At 72.5% G+C, this 15,979-nt stretch carries 18 protein-coding genes and 3 pseudogenes; 4 read left to right on the top strand and 17 right to left on the bottom strand.

Annotated elements, in window-relative coordinates:
• Nucleotides 1-9: 9 nt before the first annotated feature.
• The gene (locus QUE38_RS06110; RefSeq protein WP_286310738.1) at nucleotides 10-534 is read left to right on the top strand and encodes an adenine phosphoribosyltransferase; all 525 of its coding nucleotides are present in this window, start codon (nucleotides 10-12) and stop codon (nucleotides 532-534) included.
• Nucleotides 535-552: 18 nt separating this feature from the next.
• Here the strand turns inward: QUE38_RS06110 and QUE38_RS06105 are convergent, their stop codons facing one another.
• From QUE38_RS06105 to kynA, 11 genes and pseudogenes are all read right to left on the bottom strand, one after another.
• Nucleotides 553-1,227 (bottom strand): SDR family NAD(P)-dependent oxidoreductase, encoded by a 675-nt coding sequence (locus tag QUE38_RS06105; RefSeq protein ID WP_286310736.1) that lies wholly within the window; start codon nucleotides 1,225-1,227, stop codon nucleotides 553-555.
• An 80-nt stretch (nucleotides 1,228-1,307) separates the two neighbouring features.
• Entirely contained in the window at nucleotides 1,308-1,847 is a 540-nt protein-coding gene (locus tag QUE38_RS06100; protein WP_286310735.1) for a YaeQ family protein, read from the bottom strand.
• A gap of 11 nt (nucleotides 1,848-1,858) precedes the next feature.
• Nucleotides 1,859-2,266, bottom strand: a complete 408-nt coding sequence (locus QUE38_RS06095; protein ID WP_286310733.1) for a DUF2254 family protein — start codon at nucleotides 2,264-2,266, stop codon at nucleotides 1,859-1,861.
• Nucleotides 2,263-2,442 carry a DUF2254 family protein gene (locus QUE38_RS06090; RefSeq protein ID WP_286310731.1) on the bottom strand — a complete coding sequence of 60 codons (180 nt, stop codon included), beginning with the start codon at nucleotides 2,440-2,442 and terminating at the stop codon, nucleotides 2,263-2,265. Before QUE38_RS06090 ends, QUE38_RS06095 begins: the two co-directional genes overlap by 4 nt.
• Nucleotides 2,443-2,489: 47 nt before the next feature.
• A pseudogene (locus QUE38_RS06085) lies at nucleotides 2,490-3,104 on the bottom strand (DUF2254 family protein); the annotation flags it as partial.
• Nucleotides 3,105-3,304: 200 nt separating this feature from the next.
• The gene (gene purQ, locus QUE38_RS06080; RefSeq protein ID WP_286310729.1) at nucleotides 3,305-4,003 is read right to left on the bottom strand and encodes a phosphoribosylformylglycinamidine synthase subunit PurQ; all 699 of its coding nucleotides are present in this window, start codon (nucleotides 4,001-4,003) and stop codon (nucleotides 3,305-3,307) included.
• A gap of 163 nt (nucleotides 4,004-4,166) precedes the next feature.
• Nucleotides 4,167-4,400: pseudogene (gene purS, locus QUE38_RS17475) on the bottom strand (phosphoribosylformylglycinamidine synthase subunit PurS); the annotation flags it as partial.
• 56 nt (nucleotides 4,401-4,456) lie between these two features.
• Nucleotides 4,457-4,597 carry a hypothetical protein gene (locus QUE38_RS06070; protein WP_286310728.1) on the bottom strand — a complete coding sequence of 47 codons (141 nt, stop codon included), beginning with the start codon at nucleotides 4,595-4,597 and terminating at the stop codon, nucleotides 4,457-4,459.
• A 265-nt stretch (nucleotides 4,598-4,862) separates the two neighbouring features.
• Nucleotides 4,863-6,131, bottom strand: a complete 1,269-nt coding sequence (locus QUE38_RS06065; protein ID WP_433996948.1) for a kynureninase — start codon at nucleotides 6,129-6,131, stop codon at nucleotides 4,863-4,865.
• A gap of 304 nt (nucleotides 6,132-6,435) precedes the next feature.
• Nucleotides 6,436-7,311, bottom strand: coding sequence for an amidohydrolase family protein (locus QUE38_RS06060; RefSeq protein ID WP_286310725.1), 876 nt, complete (start codon nucleotides 7,309-7,311; stop codon nucleotides 6,436-6,438).
• A 187-nt stretch (nucleotides 7,312-7,498) separates the two neighbouring features.
• Nucleotides 7,499-8,374, bottom strand: a complete 876-nt coding sequence (gene kynA / locus QUE38_RS06055; protein ID WP_286310723.1) for a tryptophan 2,3-dioxygenase — start codon at nucleotides 8,372-8,374, stop codon at nucleotides 7,499-7,501.
• Between the two features lie 67 nt (nucleotides 8,375-8,441).
• On the opposite strand from kynA, the gene QUE38_RS06050 reads away from it, so the two are divergent.
• A complete protein-coding gene (locus tag QUE38_RS06050) occupies nucleotides 8,442-8,744 on the top strand; it encodes a DUF1905 domain-containing protein (RefSeq protein WP_286310722.1) in 303 nt (100 codons plus the stop codon).
• A gap of 18 nt (nucleotides 8,745-8,762) precedes the next feature.
• Here QUE38_RS06050 and QUE38_RS06045 read toward each other — a convergent pair whose 3' ends face one another.
• From QUE38_RS06045 to purD, 3 genes are all read right to left on the bottom strand, one after another.
• A complete protein-coding gene (locus QUE38_RS06045) occupies nucleotides 8,763-9,605 on the bottom strand; it encodes a VOC family protein (RefSeq protein WP_286311674.1) in 843 nt (280 codons plus the stop codon).
• 182 nt (nucleotides 9,606-9,787) lie between these two features.
• On the bottom strand, nucleotides 9,788-10,732 hold the full coding sequence (locus tag QUE38_RS06040; protein ID WP_286310720.1) for a phosphoribosylaminoimidazolesuccinocarboxamide synthase: 945 nt from the start codon (nucleotides 10,730-10,732) through the stop codon (nucleotides 9,788-9,790).
• Nucleotides 10,733-10,887: 155 nt separating this feature from the next.
• Complete coding sequence (purD, locus tag QUE38_RS06035) at nucleotides 10,888-12,201, bottom strand: phosphoribosylamine--glycine ligase (protein WP_286310719.1); 1,314 nt, start codon at nucleotides 12,199-12,201, stop codon at nucleotides 10,888-10,890.
• A 155-nt stretch (nucleotides 12,202-12,356) separates the two neighbouring features.
• Between purD and QUE38_RS06030 the strand changes: the two genes are divergently transcribed.
• Nucleotides 12,357-12,785, top strand: a complete 429-nt coding sequence (locus QUE38_RS06030; protein ID WP_286310718.1) for a sterol carrier family protein — start codon at nucleotides 12,357-12,359, stop codon at nucleotides 12,783-12,785.
• Between the two features lie 79 nt (nucleotides 12,786-12,864).
• Entirely contained in the window at nucleotides 12,865-13,296 is a 432-nt protein-coding gene (locus tag QUE38_RS06025) for a hypothetical protein (protein ID WP_286310715.1), read from the top strand.
• On the opposite strand, the gene QUE38_RS06020 is transcribed toward QUE38_RS06025, so the two are convergent.
• The 3 genes and pseudogenes from QUE38_RS06020 to QUE38_RS06010 form a co-directional block, all read right to left on the bottom strand.
• Complete coding sequence (locus QUE38_RS06020) at nucleotides 13,230-13,631, bottom strand: hypothetical protein (RefSeq protein ID WP_286310714.1); 402 nt, start codon at nucleotides 13,629-13,631, stop codon at nucleotides 13,230-13,232. The genes QUE38_RS06025 and QUE38_RS06020 overlap by 67 nt on opposite strands.
• Nucleotides 13,628-15,087 (bottom strand): annotated as a pseudogene (gene purF, locus QUE38_RS06015) (amidophosphoribosyltransferase). Before purF ends, QUE38_RS06020 begins: the two are co-directional and overlap by 4 nt.
• A gap of 150 nt (nucleotides 15,088-15,237) precedes the next feature.
• Entirely contained in the window at nucleotides 15,238-15,969 is a 732-nt protein-coding gene (locus tag QUE38_RS06010) for a glutamine amidotransferase (protein WP_286310712.1), read from the bottom strand.
• Nucleotides 15,970-15,979: the final 10 nt, after the last annotated feature.

Below are 15,979 nucleotides of genomic sequence, written 5' to 3'. Positions count from 1 at the left end.
CCTGTGCGCATGGACGACATCCGCGCCGCGCTCGAGTCGCACATCGCCCTCGTGCCCGACTTCCCCGAGCCGGGCATCCTGTTCCGCGACCTGACGCCCGTCTTCACGCGCGCCGACCTGTTCCGCGGCATGGTCGACGCGATGGTCGAGCCGTTCGCGGGGCGCTACGACGCGTTCGCGGGCATCGAGGCGCGCGGGTTCCTGCTCGCGGGCGCCGCGTCGATGCGCACGGATGCCGGTGTGCTGGCCGTGCGCAAGGCCGGCAAGCTGCCCCGGGCGACGCTCGCCGAGTCGTACGCGCTCGAGTACGGCGAGGCGCGCCTCGAGGTGCACACCGACGAACTCGACCCCGGCGCGCGCGTCCTCGTGCTCGACGACGTGCTCGCGACCGGCGGCACCGCGGCGGCGACCTGCTCGCTGGTCGAGCGCGCCGGCTGGGAGGTCGCGGGCGTCGCGGTCGTGCTCGAGCTGGAGGCGCTCGGCGGCCGCTCGGCCCTCGGCGGGCGCGAGGTGTTCAGCCTGCTGCAGGCGTAGCGGCCCGCAGGCCGGCGCCTACTCGCGCCCCTCCTCGAGCGGGATGAGCATGGTGCGGAACTCGCCGGGCGTCTCGTGCAGCCCCCAGATGCGGTCGGCGACGTCGTCGATGCCGTTCGGCAGCTGCAGCTTGGGGATGGCTCCCGGAATGACGAGCTGCACCACCCGCACGCCCTCGTCGGCGAGCGCGTCGTGCAGCATCTCGCCGTACGCGCTCTCGGCGGGGAACGCGACGGACGTGCCCGAGAAGCCAGGACGCGCCTGCACCGACGTGCCACCGTTGATCAGGATGATCGTGCCGTCGCCGGCCTCACGCATCGCCGGCAGCACTGTGCGGGCGGCCGCGATCAGCCCGAGTGCGGAGAACCGCAGGGCCTCGAGCGCGAGGTCGGGTGTGAGGTCGAGCACCGGTTCGAGGTAGCTGCGCGACGGCAGCGGGCTGTACTGCAGGGCCGTGATCGGGCCGAGGTCGGCCGCCGCCTGCGCGAGCGCGGCCTCGAGCGACGCAGCGTAGCGCACGTCGGCCGAGTAGCCGCGCGCCGTCACGCCGTCCTCGCCGAGTTCGGCCGCCAGCGCGTCGAGCTTCGCCTGGTCGCGCGAGATCAGCGCGACCTGGAACCCCTCGCGTGCGAACCTGCGGGCGACTGCCGCGCCGAGACCGGGCCCTGCTCCGACGATCGCGATGGTGGGCATGCGAACCTCCTCGTTGACGCGTGCTCCCGACGATACCCGCGACGCGTTGCCCGAGTGCGGCTGCCGGACTCCGCGGGTACTCAGTCGAGCGGATGCCGGTGGACGTCGGTCTCGAGCGTGGCGCCGTTCAGCTCGAGGTAGAGGCGGCGCTCGGTGACCGAGACGGTGAGCTCGTTGCGGCGCTCGAGGTGCGCGGTGGCGGCGTCGAGGAAGCCGGGGTCGAACGAGTACAGGGCGAGCTCGTCGACGCGGTGGATGCGCTTGCCCGACCACTGCGCGGCGACCTTGGCCGGGTCGCGGTGCGTGTAGACGGCGGTGCGCTGTGATTGCATGCTGCCGGTGTGCAGGCGCTCGGCGTCGGGGGCGCCGACCTCGATCCACGCCGTGATCGACCCGGTGAGGTCGCGCACGAGCACGGCCGGCAGGTCGGTCGCCGAGACGCCGTCGCTGAACGCGATGCCCTCCTCGTACTCGAGGCAGTAGGCGAGCACGCGGGTGAGCATGAACGCGTCGGTCTCCGAGGGGTGGCGTGCCACGCGCAGCGCGAGCTCCTCGTAGACCCCGCGGTCGACATCGGCCAGGTGCACCGTGAACGTGTGGACCGTCGCGCCTGTCGCCATGGGATGCGAGCCTACGCGCTCGCCGCGGGTGCGCCCGACAGCGCCTCGTCGACCGCACGGGCGGCTGCGGCGAAGCGAGCCCGCTCGACGTCGTCGTAGTCCTCATCGGCGACGGATGCCGCGAGGCGGGCCGCCTGCTCGCGCACCGCGTCGCCTCGGCCGCCCGAACCGGTGTGCAGCGCGACGTCGTGCAGCAGCTGGAACATGCGCGCCGCGACGACGGGATCGCCCGCGCCGTACCGCCGCGGCTGCTCGAGCGACACCTCGAGCAGCTCGTCGAACTGCTGCGGGCGGTGCACGAGTCGCGGCACGCCGTGCTCGTCGACCAGGGCGGCGGGCTCCGGGTCGAGTCGTGCGATCGCGCAGAGCAGCGCCGAGATGTGGCTGAGCGAGTGCACCGCCGTGGTCGGGTCGTTCACGCCGGGGAGAGCGCCCGCGCCGCGATGTCGACGAGCTGGCGGAGCCCGAACCCGATGTCCTGCGCGGCGGTGCGCTCGTAGCCCGTGTCGTGGGCGGCCACGACGGCGTCGGCGATCTCGGACGGGTCGCGCTCAGGGGCATCCGCTCGCCTGTCGCCCCCTCGGTGCGCGGCCACCAGTCGGCCAGCGGCGTGCCCTCGATGACGCTCGAGCCGATCGCGCGGCGCTCGACGATCACGATGTCGAAGCGCTCGGCCGTCTCGATCAGCACGTGGCGGTCGACGCCGGTGAGGAATCCGGAGTGCTCGGCGAGCACGGTCGTCACGTGGGCCGGGCGTGCGGGAGCGGTCGCGACCCCGTCGAGCTCGGTCGCTGCGAGCAGGTCGATCGTGCGCTGCGTCTCGTGGTGCACGTCGCGCATGATCGTCTCGACGCGCAACTGGCGCGCGAGGTGGGCGAGGAAGAAGACCAGCACGATCACGCTGGCGAACGTGAGCACGCTCGCGAGGGTGACCGCGATGCGCGGGATGAACGGATCGCCGTCGGCGTCGTCCACCGTGCGCAGCACCGTCAGGGCATAGGCGAACGTCGCGAGGAAGAGCGCAAGAGTGCCGTGCACCATGCGGTCCTGCGCGAAGAGGCGCAGCACGCGCGGCGACGCCTGGCTGCTCGCGAGCTGGAGCGCGACCACGGTGAGCGAGAACGTGAGCGACGTCGCGGTGATGAGCGAGCCGGCGATGGCCGAGAGCACCGCGCGTGCCGAATCGGTGCCGCCGCCGAACAGCACGGCCTGCACCGCCGCCGGGAGGTCGGGGTCGACGGCCCGGTCGATCGCCGGGATCGCGAGGCCCGCGACCACCGCGGCCACGACCGCGACGGTCGGCACCGGCCAGAGCCTGGTGCCGAACGCGTCCACGAACGCGGCCCACCTGCGGAGCATCCGCCCCCTGCCGGCATCCGCTCGGCTCGCCTGCACCACGGCACCTCCTCGTGTCGGTGGTGCCGATCGTACCCGGCGAGGGGCGCGCGGGCCGGGACTCAGATGCGGGCGAGCGAGCGCGAGATGACGCTCGTGAAGAAGTCGAGGCCGTCGACGCCCGAGCGCATCGCCTCGGGGGTGTCGGGGCCGAAGCCCGGCTCGACCGCGTGCTCGGGGTGCGGCATGAGGCCGACCACGTTGCCGCGCGCGTTCGTGATGCCCGCGATGTCGCGCAGCGACCCGTTCGGGTTCACGCCGACGTAGCGGAACACCACGCGGCCCTCGTCTTCCAGGCGGTTCAGCGTGTCGTCGTCGGCGATGAACCCGCCCTCGCCGTTCTTCAGCGGGATGGTGATCTGCTGGCCGAGCTCGAAGTCGCCGGTCCAGTCGGTCGCGGTCGTCTCGACCGACAGCACCTGGTCGCGGCAGATGAAGTTGCCGTGGTCGTTGCGGATGAGCCCGCCCTCGAGCAGGCGCGCCTCGGTGAGCATCTGGAACCCGTTGCAGATGCCGAGCACGGGCATGCCGTGCCGGGCCGCGTCGATGACCTCGGCCATGATCGGCGACAGGCTCGCGATCGACCCGCAGCGTAGGTAGTCGCCGTAGCTGAACCCACCGGGCAGCACGAGCGCGTCGACGCCCTCGAGGTCGTGCGAGCCGTGCCAGAGCGCGACCGGCTCGGCGCCCGCGAGGCGCACCGCGCGCTGGGCGTCGCGGTCGTCGAGCGAGCCCGGGAAGGTGATGACGCCGACGCGCATGGTCAGTGCGTCTCGCCCGCGGGGGCGTCGTAGCCCACGCCGTCGGATGCCTCGGGGAGGCCGCCTTGGCCTCGGCGAGCTCCGCGTCGGTGAGCGACACGTCGACGGTCTCGCTGTCGGTGTCGTCGGCCGGCGGCGCGGTCACGTCGTCATCGCCCCAGTGGATCGCGACCACGTCCTCGATCACGCCGTTCGAGAGGATGTCGGCCGCGATCTGCTCGATGTCGGCGCGCACCGCGTCATCGACGGGACCGTCGACGGTGAGCTCGAATCGCTTGCCGATGCGCACGCCGGAGACGGCCTCGTGACCTGTGCGGGAGAGGGCGCCGGCGACGGCCTTCCCCTGCGGGTCGAGCAGCTCGGCCTTGGGCATCACGTCGACGACGATGGTGGGCACCGTGGTTCTCCGTCCGATGGGTGATGGGATGCCCTTGGAGTCTACCGGCGCGCAGGTCAGGAGTCGGTGCCGGTGCTGCCGGTGCCCTCCTGCCCGTTCCAGTCGCCGCGGTCGGGGCGCTCGCCGCGCTCGCCGGGGCCGCCGGGGAACTCGCGGTCGAGCGGGCGGTCGACGCCGACGACCGCCCGGACGCCCAAGAAGCCCGTGGTCGCGGCACCGGTTGCGAAGCCCGCGCCGAAGAGCAGGAGCGCGGCGACGGCGCCGGCGGTGATCAGGAACCAGAGGCGGCGGTACCAGGGGGTGGGGGTTCGGGTGTCGTGCCGGCGTCGTCGGCGGGTTGCTCGGGGGTGCGTTCGTCGTTCTGCATGTGAGCCATGCTCGGCGACCGGGCTATGGGCGGCCCTGCACGAGGCTATGGATTCGCCCAGACCTCGGCCGTCGGCTCGGCCGACGAGTGCCGGCTCAGGCCAGCCCGGCCTCGCGGGCGCGGATCGCACGCAGCGCATCGCGCACCGCGGCCATGCCGTGGAACGTCTCCTCGAAGCTCGTCGACAGCGGCGAGAGGCCGACGCGCAGCCCGCCCGGGTCGCGGTAGTCGGGAATGACGTCCTCCTCCCACAGCGCGGCGACGACTTCCCGCATCGCAGGGTGCGACAGCGTGACGTGCCCGCCGCGCTCGGCCGCGGCCCGAGGCGACGCCACCTCGACGCCGAGCGGCGCGAGCCACTCGTCGCTCAGGGCGATCGCGAACTCCGTCAGCGCGACCGACTTCGCGCGCACCGCGGACATGCCGGCGTCGCCGATCATCTCGATCGTGTCCTGCATGGCGAGCATGCCGACGATCGGCGGGGTGCCGCTGATGAAGCGACGGATGCCCCGGGCCGGCACGTACTCCGGACCCATCGCGAACACGTCGGCGGTGCCCATCCAGCCCTGGATCGGCTGCGCGAGCGCGGCCTGCAGGTCGTCGCGCACGAAGGCGAACGCGGGGGAGCCGGGGCCGCCGTTCAGGTACTTGTACGTGCAGCCCACGGCGAGGTCGAACCCCCAGGCATCCGCCTCGACCGGCACCGAACCGGCCGAGTGGCAGAGGTCCCACAGCACCAGCGCACCGGCGTCGTGTGCGATGCGCGTGAGCTCCGGGGCATCCGCCAGATGGCCCGACCGGTAGGCGACGTGGCTCAGCACGACCAGTGCCGTCTCGGGGCCGACCGCGGCGCGCAGCTGCTCGGCGGTGACGCCCGAGTCGCGGGTCACCTCGATCCAGCGCAGGCGTGCGCCGCGCTCGCGGGCGATGCCCTCGAGCAGGTACCGGTCGGTGGGGAAGTCGTCGCTGCCGACCACGATCTCGACGCGCGCCGGGTCGCGGGCGAGCTGCGCGTCGACGGCCGCGCGCGCGAGCTTGTAGAGCAGCACGGTCGTCGAGTCGCCGATGACCGTCTGGCCGGGCGCGGCGCCGATGACGTGCCGGCCGATGTCGTCGCCGATGCGGAACGGCAGCTCCATCCACTGCTCGTCCCACCCGCGGATCAGGCGCTCGCCCCACGCCTCGCGCAGGAAGCGCTCGACCCGCTCGATCGCCGACACCGGCGGGCGTCCCAGCGAGTTGCCGTCGAAGTAGACGAGCGGGGTGTCGGCGCCGTGGAAGCGCGCGCGGTGGTGGGCGAGGCCGTCGGCGCGGTCCTGGCGGCGCGCCCACGCGAGGTGGCGGTCGAGGCTCATGGGCTCCATTCTCGGTGACGCGCTCCGGTTGGGTCCGCCACTTCGGCACGTGCCGTTCGCGTCGGCACGTAGAAGTCATGCGGGCACGTCGAACTCGACGTGCCAGCGTGCGTCGAGCCTGCCGAAGTACCGGGCATGTGCCCAGCGACCCCGCCAGGCGGGCCGGAACCCGAGTGCTGCCGTTCGGCCAGTCGAAGTCATTCGGGCACGCCGAACTCGACGTGCCGGCGTGAACTGAGCGTGCCGAACCCACGGGCACGTGCCGGAGGGTGAGGCGGGTGGAGCGGGAGCGGACGGATGCGGCGGGGCAGCGTCAGATGTGCTGCTCGAACGCCTCGGCGGGCACGACGTGGGCGCGCGTAAGCCACGCGGCGAGTTCGTCGGACGCCGCCGGGGGCGGCCCCGGGATCCAGGTCGCGACGCCGTCCGGCGGGCCGACCGGCCACGAAGCGGTCATCGCGGCGAGCACGTCGGCGGGGGCGAGCCCGGCGTCGAGCAGGCCCTGCACCTCGCGCGGATTCACGCCGAGCGGAAGATCGCCGTTGCCCAGGTCGGTGCCGGAGAGCACCGTGCCGCCGGCGGCGTGGAAGCGCGCGAGGTTGTCGAGCGCGACCGCGTGGTCGGCGCCTCGGCCGCCGCGGTCGTGGATGTCGAGCGACGAGATCCAGCGTTGCCCGGCGGCGACCGCACGGGCGATGAGCGTGTCGTCGACCCGCTCGGTCCACGGGGTGTGCGCGAGCGCATCGACGCCCGCGTCGAGCGCGCGCGCGGTCATGCCCGCGCCCTGCACGTGCGCGACCACGGGCAGCCCGGCCGCGCGTGCGGCCGCGACGACCTCGGCGAGGCCGTCCGGGTCGAACACGGGCCCATCGTCGGCGTGCAACGTGACCTTCACGACGGATGCCCCGAACGAGCGCTGCTCCCCGACCGCCGCCTCGGCGGGGGTGCGCCCGGCGGTGTGGTGCTCGAGTCGCCCGGTCGGAACCGGTCGCACGGCGCCGGCCGGCGCCCAGTCGCGGCCGGTCGGATAGCCGCCCGGGGCAGTGAGGAACGCACCCGCATACGCGATCTGCGGCGAGTGATGCTCGTCGGCGAGGCGCGAGAGCGCTGCCGGTTCGCCGCCGAGGTCGAGCACCGCGGCGACGCCGCCCGCGACGATGCCGTGCAGGTCGACCAGCGCGAGGTGCACGTGATGGTCGCACAGCGGGGGAGCGCGATGCCGTCCTCACCCGTGACGCCGTGTCGCACGTGCCGTGCGAGCGGTCCGAGCAGCGGGTCGACGTCGGTCACGATGCCTCCTCGGTGCGGGCGACCGGGCGGATGCTGCAGGGCACCCGAGCCCCGGCCGGGCGGGGTTGCGCGCAGCCGGGCATCCGTCACGCCCCGATCTCGGTGCGCACGGCGTACAGCTCGGGGAAGAACGTCAGCTGCAGCGCCTTCTGCAGGAACGGGGCGCCGCTCGAGCCGCCGGTGCCGGTCTTCATGCCGATGATGCGCTCGACCGTCTTGAGGTGCCGGAAGCGCCAGAACTGGAAGTTGTCCTCGAGGTCGACGAGCTCCTCGCAGGTCTCGTAGGCCGACCAGTGGTGCTCGGTGTCGGCGTAGATCGCCGTGAACATGGGCACGAGGTCGGGCTGGAAGGTCCACGCCTTCGTGACGTCGCGGTCGAGCACGGCCTGCGGCACGGGGTACCCGGCACGTGCCAGGAGCCGCAGGAACTCGTCGTACAGGCTCGGCGATTCGAGTGCCTCGCGCAGCAGCGCGGTCGCGGCGAGGTCGTTGTCGAAGACCTGGAGCATCCGCTCGTTCTTGTTGCCGAGCACGAACTCGACCGCGCGGTACTGGTACGACTGGAAGCCGCTCGCGTTGCCGAGGAAGTCGCGGAACTGGCTGTACTCGGTCGGCGTGAGCGTCGCGAGCACCGACCACTGCTCGGTGAGCGTGCGCTGGATGTGCTTGACCCGCGCGATGCACTTCAGCGCCGGGGCGAGCTCGTCGTGGAGAAGCAGGTCGCGGGCGGTGCGCAGCTCGTGCAGCATGAGCTTCAGCCAGAGCTCGGTGGTCTGGTGCTGGATGATGAACAGCAGCTCGTCGTGGTGCTCGGGCCGGCTGACCGGATGCTGCGCCGAGAGCACCTGCCCGAGCTCGAGGTAGCCGCCGTAGCTCATGCGCTCGCTGAAGTCGGTCACGACCGAGTCTTCGATCGTGCGCGTGTTCTGCTCGACGCCGGTGTGCTCCTCGTCCGCGCTCACGTTCGCCAGCCTAGCGAGGCCGGTGAGCGCGGCGCGTGCGTCGGCGGGTGGGCATAGGCTCGGGCGCATGGGGGAGCAGCTGACGTTCCGCGCCGAGGTCTGGCAGTGGGATGCGCGCACCGAGGAGGGCTGGTACTTCGTGACCCTGCCGGTGGGCCCGTCGGAGGAGATCGCGGACCGGCCGCGCCCGCCGCGCGGGTTCGGGTCGGTGAAGGTGCGCGTGCGCGTCGGCGGGTCCACGTGGTCGACGTCGATCTTCCCGGACTCGAAGGCCGGCGCCTATGTGCTGCCGCTCAAGAAGGCGGTGCGGAAGGCCGAGGGCATCGAGCTCGGCGACGAGGTCGAGGTCGAGTTGGAGACCGTCGAGTAGGGTCGCGGGGCGGGAGGCTCAGCCCGCGGCGCGCACCTGCACCACGTTGTCCCACGGGTCGTCGAACTCGAGCGCGCGGCCGTCGTCGCGCGCGCTCACGCCGAAGTGCGCCATGCGCTCCCCCAGCTCGCCCACGTCGTCGGCGCCCGGCACGACGATCTCGACGCGACCGAGCCCGAGTGCGAGCTGCCGGCGCCCGGCGCCCGCGCTCTTCCACGTGTTCATCGCCATGTGGTGGTGGTACCCGCCGGCCGACACGAACAACGCCTGCGGGCCGAACGTCGCCGTGGTCTCGAAGCCGAGGTGGTCGACGTAGAACTCGCGTGCGCTCGCGATGTCGCCGACGGACAGGTGCACGTGCCCCACGACGGCATCGCCCAGGCGCGGCCCCGAGGCATCCGTCGTCATGCCCTGCTCGGTCAGGTGCTCCTGCAGGAAGCCGTTCGGGTCGAGGAACAGGGTGTCCATCTCGACCGAGCCGTGCGTCCACGACCACTCGGTGCGGTCGCGGTCCCAGTAGAGCTCGACGCCGTTGCCCTCGGGGTCGTCGAAGTAGAACGCCTGGCTGACGAGGTGGTCGGCGCTGCCGGTGAACGTGCCGGGGTATCGGGTCGCGACCGAGTAGACGGCGGCGGCGAGCGCGGCCTGGTCGTCGAAGAGCACGGCGGTGTGGAACAGGCCTGCGCTGCGCGGGCTCGCGTGCTTCAGCTCGGGCGCGTGCTGGAGGATCACGACCGGGGTTGCGCCGCGGCCGAGCACGGCGACCGGGCCGTCGTGGCTCAGCAGGTCGAGCGTGACGCCGTCGCGGTAGTAGCGGATCATCGCGTCGAGGTCGGCGACGCGCAGGGTCACCGCGCCCATGCCGGTGTCGGGCGACAGCAGATCGGATGCCCCGGGGCGATTAGTTGTACTCACAAGTAAATCCAACCTCGGTGCTTGGGCGTGTATTCCCCGCGTTCCGGTTGTCGCGTCGTCATGAAATGCCGCTTCGGAGGGCGGCGAAGCGACAGTTCATGACGACTCGCGGAGAGGGGCGGGCGGCGTCAGGCGGGCTGACCGGTCAGGCGCTCGATCAGCGCCCGGTACCGCTCGGCGGTGCGCTCGACGATCTCGGTCGGCAGCGTCGGCGGCGCGGGCACGGCCTCGGCGTCCCAGTTCGCGGCCAGCCAGTCGCGCACGATCTGCTTGTCGAAGCTCGCCATGCGCAGCTCGGGGGTCGCGCCGGTCGCGTACGCCTCCGCGTCCCAGTAGCGGCTCGAGTCGCTCGTCAGCACCTCGTCGGCGAGCGTCACGATGCCCGTGTCGCGGTCGGCGCCGAACTCGAACTTGGTGTCGGCGACGATCACCCCGCGCGCCTCGGCGATGGCGGATGCCCGTGCGAACACGTCCAGCGAGATCGCGCGCAGCTGCTCGGCGACCACGTCGCCCACGAGCTCCACCGTGCGCTCGTACGAGATGTTCTCGTCGTGCTGCCCCATCGGCGCCTTCCACGCGGGCGTGTAGATCGGCTCGGGCAGGCGGTCGCCGTTCTGCAGGCCCTCGGGCAGGCGGATGCCGCAGACGGTGCCCTCCGCCCGGTACTCCTTCCAGCCCGAGCCGGTGAGGTAGCCGCGCACCACGCACTCGACCGGGAACATGCGCAGCGGCCGCACGAGCATCGACCGCGCGGCGACGCCGGCGGGCACCGGCGGCACGTCGAGCCGGTCGTCCTCGCGGTAGGCGAGGTGGTTCGGCACGTCGGCGAGCTGGGTGAACCACCAGTTCGACAGCGTCGTGAGCAGCGCGCCCTTCTCCGGGATGCCGGGCTCGAGCACGTGGTCGAACGCGCTCACGCGGTCGGTCGCCACGACGAGCGCGACCGGGGCGGTCGCCATCGGGTCGCCGGTCCACGTGTCGTCGTCGGTCATCGACGCGGTCGGCACGTAGAGGTCGCGCACCTTGCCCGAGTAGACGTGGGTCCAGCCGAGATCGGCGAGGTCGTTGCTCACGCGTCCAGTGTAGGTCGGCGGATGCTGCGGGGCCCATGCCCGCCCGCCGCGCTCGCGGGCGTCTGGGCGGAACGTAGGAGATTCGAGCGCTCGGATGCCACGGGGGCGGCGTGTCGGCGAGATCGTCCTACGTTCCGCACCGCAGGCGGAGCGCGTCAGCCGGCGACGCGGGCCGCGATGTCGGTGCGGAACTGACCGCCGTCGAGGTGGATGCGGCCCATCGCGTCGTAGGCGCGGGCGCGCGCGGTCGAGAAGTCCTCGCCGGTCGCGACGACGTTCAGCACCCGGCCGCCGGTCGCGACGAGCGCATCGGCGTCAGTCGGGTCGGCGTCGACGGGCACCGCCGTGGCGGCGTGTGCCAGGTGCGCCCCGGGCACGGCCGCAGCGTCGGCGAGGCCGTGCAGCAGGCGACCGGTGAGCGGCTGCTCCGGGTACCCCTCGCTCGCGAGCACGACGGTGACCGCCGCATCCGCTCGGAACTCGGGGCGTGACAGCGACCCCAGCCCGCCGGTCGCGGCCGCCATGAGCAGGCCCGACAAGGGCGTCGCGAGGCGCGGCAGCACGACCTGCGTCTCGGGGTCGCCGAAGCGCGCGTTGAACTCGATGACGCGGATGCCGCGCTCGGTGAGGATGAGGCCGCAGTAGAGCAGGCCGATGAACGGGGTGCCGTCGGCGTCGAGCTGCCGCACGGTGGGCAGCGCGATCGTCTCGATCACCTCGTCGACGAACGCGTCCTCGCTGCCGAACCCCTCGTCGAGCCACGGCAGCGGGGAGTAGGCGCCCATGCCGCCGGTGTTCGGGCCCTCGTCGCCGTCGCCGAGGCGCTTGTAGTCCTGCGCGGGCGAGAGCGGCAGCACGTTGATGCCGTCGGAGAGGAGGAACAGCGACACCTCCTGCCCGTCGAGGAACTCCTCGACGAGCACGCCGCCGTGCTGCAGCCAGAACGTCGCGTGCGCGAGCGCCGCGTCGCGGTCGTTCGTGACGAGCACGCCCTTGCCTGCGGCGAGGCCGTCGGCCTTCACCACGTACGGCGCGCCGAACTCGTCGAGCACGCGCTCCGCGTCATCCGTCGTCTGCAGTCGCTCGGCGCGGCCGGTGGGCACGCCCGCGGCGTCCATCACGCGCTTCGCGAAGGCCTTCGAGCCCTCGAGCTGTGCGGCCGCCTTGCCGGGCCCGAACACGGCGATGCCACGCGTGCGCAGCGCGTCGGCGACGCCCGCGACGAGCGGCGCCTCGGGGCCGATCACGACGAGCTCGACGTCGTTATCGAACGCGAAGTCGGCGACCACGACGGGGTCGTTGGCGTCGAGCGCGATGGTGGTGACCGTGCCCGCCTCGGGGTCGGCAGCGGATGCGGCGATGCCGGCGTTGCCGGGAGCGGCGACGATCTCGTGGCCGGCCCGTTCGGCCAGCAGTGCGGTGATGATGGCGTGCTCCCGCGCGCCCGAGCCGAGGACCAGGATTCTCACCGTCACAGGCTACCCGACCGGCTCCGAGCCGCCGCCGGCCGTCTCCCCTCCGTCGAGTCGTCATGAAGTGCCGCCTCGACCCCGGCGATTGCGACAGTTCATGACGACTCGACGATCAGCGCGGGGGAACACGGGAGCGGTGGCAGGATGGGCGCATGGCACGCGCGCGCATCAACGACGAGGACGGCTGGGCCGCGCTGCGCGCGGCGATCGGCGCCGAGGACGCGGCCGACCATGCCGGAAACCCCGACGCGGCGGTCGTCAACCCCGACGCGGGCGCCGCCTCAGTCGCATCCGTCGACCGCCCCACCCTGTCGCTCGCCGTGCACTTCACGTTGCAGCTGCTCGCCGAGAAGGCGCCCGGCAACACGCTCGAGGTGCGGGTGCCGCCGTTCGCGGTGGTGCAGTGCGTCGAGGGTCCGCGTCACACGCGCGGCACGCCGCCGAACGTCATCGAGACGGATGCCGCGACCTGGCTCGGTCTCGCGAGCGGCACGATCTCGTGGGACGCCGCCGTCGCGTCCGGCGCGGTGCAGGCGTCGGGCACGCGGGCCGACCTGCGCGACCAGCTGCCGCTGGTCTGAGCGCGCCGGCACGTCCGGGCCCGCCGGCAGCCCCGCCCCCGCGGCCCGACCTCACAGCAACGCCTGCGACAATGGGCGCGTGAACGACACTCCCGCCCCGAACGAGCACGCCGAGGTCACCCGCGACGAGGTGACGGTGCGCCGCTCGCCGCGCTACCCGCGGTTCCTCGCCCTGGGTTTCGGTGTCGGTGCGCTGATGGCGCTCATCCTCACCTTCGCGTTCCCCGAAGTGGAGGACTTCGACAAGGGGCAGATCTTCGGGTTCCTGCTGCTGGTGCTGGGCGCCATGGGCGTGGCGCTCGGTGCGGTGCTGGCCCTCGTGCTCGACCGGGTCATGGCCGGGCACGCCCGCACGGTCATCGCCGAGCACGAGGAGGTGCACCCGCAGACCGACACCATCGAGCGTGCGGTCGCCGAGGGGGAGATCGGCGGAGCGGATGCGACTCAGGCCGACGCGGCCCCGAGCAGCGACGCGAAGCGCTCGACCGAGCCTCCGGCCGTCTCGAGCTGATCCGCGTCGAGCGCGACGCGCAGCACTCCCCCGACGCGCGCGAACACGACCGGTGACCCGGCGTCGGCGACCGCCGCGCGCAGCTCGTCGTCGAGTTCGTTCAGGTGCAGCAGGCGGAACGGCACGCCGAGGCGCGCGACCATCTCGTCCCACTCGGGACGCCTGCGCCAGGTGTGCGTGATGTCGCAGAGCGCGCAGTGGGCGGTGCCGAGGAACTTGCCGACGATGTAGCGCACCTCGCCCACCGGGCCGCCGTCGGCGTGGTAGACGCCGACGTACTCGGTCGGGACGGAGGGGCCGGTCGCGCCGGCCGGGTCGGTGCCGTCGGTCGTCACGACAGCTGCGTGCGCTCGACCCAGTCGAGGTACTCCTCGGTCACCGTGCCGGTGACGTAGTCGCCCGTGAAGCACGACAGGTCGAGCTGCTCGATCGAGGTGCCCTCGGTGATCGCGGCCTGCAGGTCGGCGACCTCCTGGTAGATCATGTGGTCGGCGCCGAGCTCGGCGGCGATCTCGGGGATCTTCCGGCCGTGCGCGATCAGCTCGGCGCGGGTCGGCATGTTGATGCCGTACACGTGCGGGAAGCGCACGGGCGGGGCGGCGGACGTGAAGGTGACCTTGTTGGCGCCGGCGGCGCGGGCCATCTCGACGATCTCCTTCGAGGTCGTGCCGCGCACGATCGAGTCGTCGACGATGAGGATGTTCTTGCCCTTGAACTCCGAGCCCATGGCGTTGAGCTTCTGGCGCACGCTCTTCTTGCGCTGCGCCTGCCCGGGCATGATGAACGTGCGGCCGACGTACCGGTTCTTGTAGAAGCCTTCGCGGTACTCGACGCCGAGCTTGCGGGCGACCTGCATGGCGGCGGGGCGCGACGAGTCGGGGATCGGCATGACCACGTCGATGTCGCCGAGCGGCGCGTGGCGGGCGACGGTGTCGGCGAGGCGGTCGCCCATGCGCAGGCGGGCCTCGTATACCGAGATGCCGTTCATGATCGAGTCGGGGCGCGCGAGGTACACGTACTCGAACGAGCACGGCACGAGTCGCGGGTTCGCGGCGCACTGGCGGGAGTACATCTCGCCCTGCATGGTGATGAACACGGCCTCGCCGGGTGCGATCTCGCGCACGATCTCGTAGTCGCCGTTCTCGAGCACGAGCGACTCGGATGCCACGATCCACTCGTCGCCCACGAGTCCGGCGGTGCGGCGGCCGAGCACGAGCGGGCGGATGCCGTACGGGTCGCGGAACGCGAGCAGGCCGTGCCCGGCGATCATGGCGATCGCGGCATACGACCCGTCGACGCGCTCGTGCACGTTGCGCACGGCGTTGAAGACCTGGTCGGGGTCGAGGTCGAGTGAGCCCGACACCTCGCCCCCAACTCGGTCGCGAGCACGTTGAGCAGCATCTCGGTGTCGCTGGCGGAGTTCATGTGCCGGCGGTCCTTGTGGAACAGGTCGTCGGCGAGCTCGCGCGTGTTCGTCAGGTTGCCGTTGTGGATCAGGATGATGCCGTACGGCGCGTTCACGTAGAACGGCTGCGCCTCGCGCTCGTTGGCGGCGTCGCCCTTGGTCGCGTAGCGCACGTGCCCGAGGCCCATCGTGCCGAGCAGGGCCCGCATGTCACGCGTGCGGAACGCCTCGCGCACCTGGCCGCGCCCCTTGTGGATGTGGAACTGCGGGCCGTCGGCGGTCGCGATGCCGGTCGAGTCCTGCCCGCGGTGCTGCAGCAGGAGGAGGCTGTCGTAGATCTGCTGGTTGACCGGTTCGGTAGAGACGATTCCGACGATGCCGCACATGCGTGGCGTGGCTCCTGGGGTGAGGGAGGTGCGAGTGCCCGGATCGGGCAGGGCAATCCTCCCACACGCTCGTTGGGTGAAGGCTGGGTGGGCGTCGGGTGAACGGCGGGCGGATGCCCCGGGGCGGCGGCTCGCCCGGACTCGGAGCGCTTACCGCGCGAACCGCTCCACGAACGTGCGCAGCATGCGCTGCGGCTCGGTGACGGGCGCGCGGCGCACCGAGGCGAGCGTCAGCTCGACCTCGTGGTCCTCGAAGTAACCGTAGCCGGCGTAGGCGTCGATGCGCACCTCGATGCCGGGGAGGTCGAGCTCGGGGTGGAACTGGGTCGCGTACACGTTCGCGCCGACGCGGAAGGCCTGCACCGGGCACGCGGGCGACGAGGCGAGCAGCGTCGCCGATGCGGGCAGTTCGCGCACGGCCTCCTTGTGGCCGACGAACGCGTTGAACGCGGGCGGCATGCCGGCGAAGAGGGGGTCGGTCGCCCCGGCGGCGGTCAGGCTCACGGGCACGACGCCGATCTTCTCGGCGTACTGGCCGTCGATGACGGCGCCCTGGTGCGCGCCGAGGGTGCCGACGCCATAGCAGGCGCCGAGGAACGGGAAGTCGCGCGCGACGACCTCGTCGAGCAGGGCGTCGAACTCGGCCTCGACGCGGCGCTGCACGGCCGACTTCCGCTCGGGCGGGTCGGACGCGTTGAACGGCCCGCCGCCGACGATGATGCCCGAGACGGCGTCGAGGTCGATCGCCGGCATCGGGCCGGCCTCGAGGCGCACCCGCACGAGGTCGCGCTCGTCGAGACCCGAGCCGCGCAGCATGAGCTCGTACTCCCCGTCGGCGGGCGCGTCCTCGCCACGCGTGGCGAGCAGGACGAACGGCTTCACGGGGCCACGA

Source organism: Agromyces mangrovi (genome assembly GCF_030296695.1).
Lineage (GTDB): Bacteria > Actinomycetota > Actinomycetes > Actinomycetales > Microbacteriaceae > Agromyces > Agromyces mangrovi.
The sequence above is the reverse complement of the archived record's forward strand: the minus strand, read 5'-3'. Positions and strand labels throughout refer to the sequence as shown.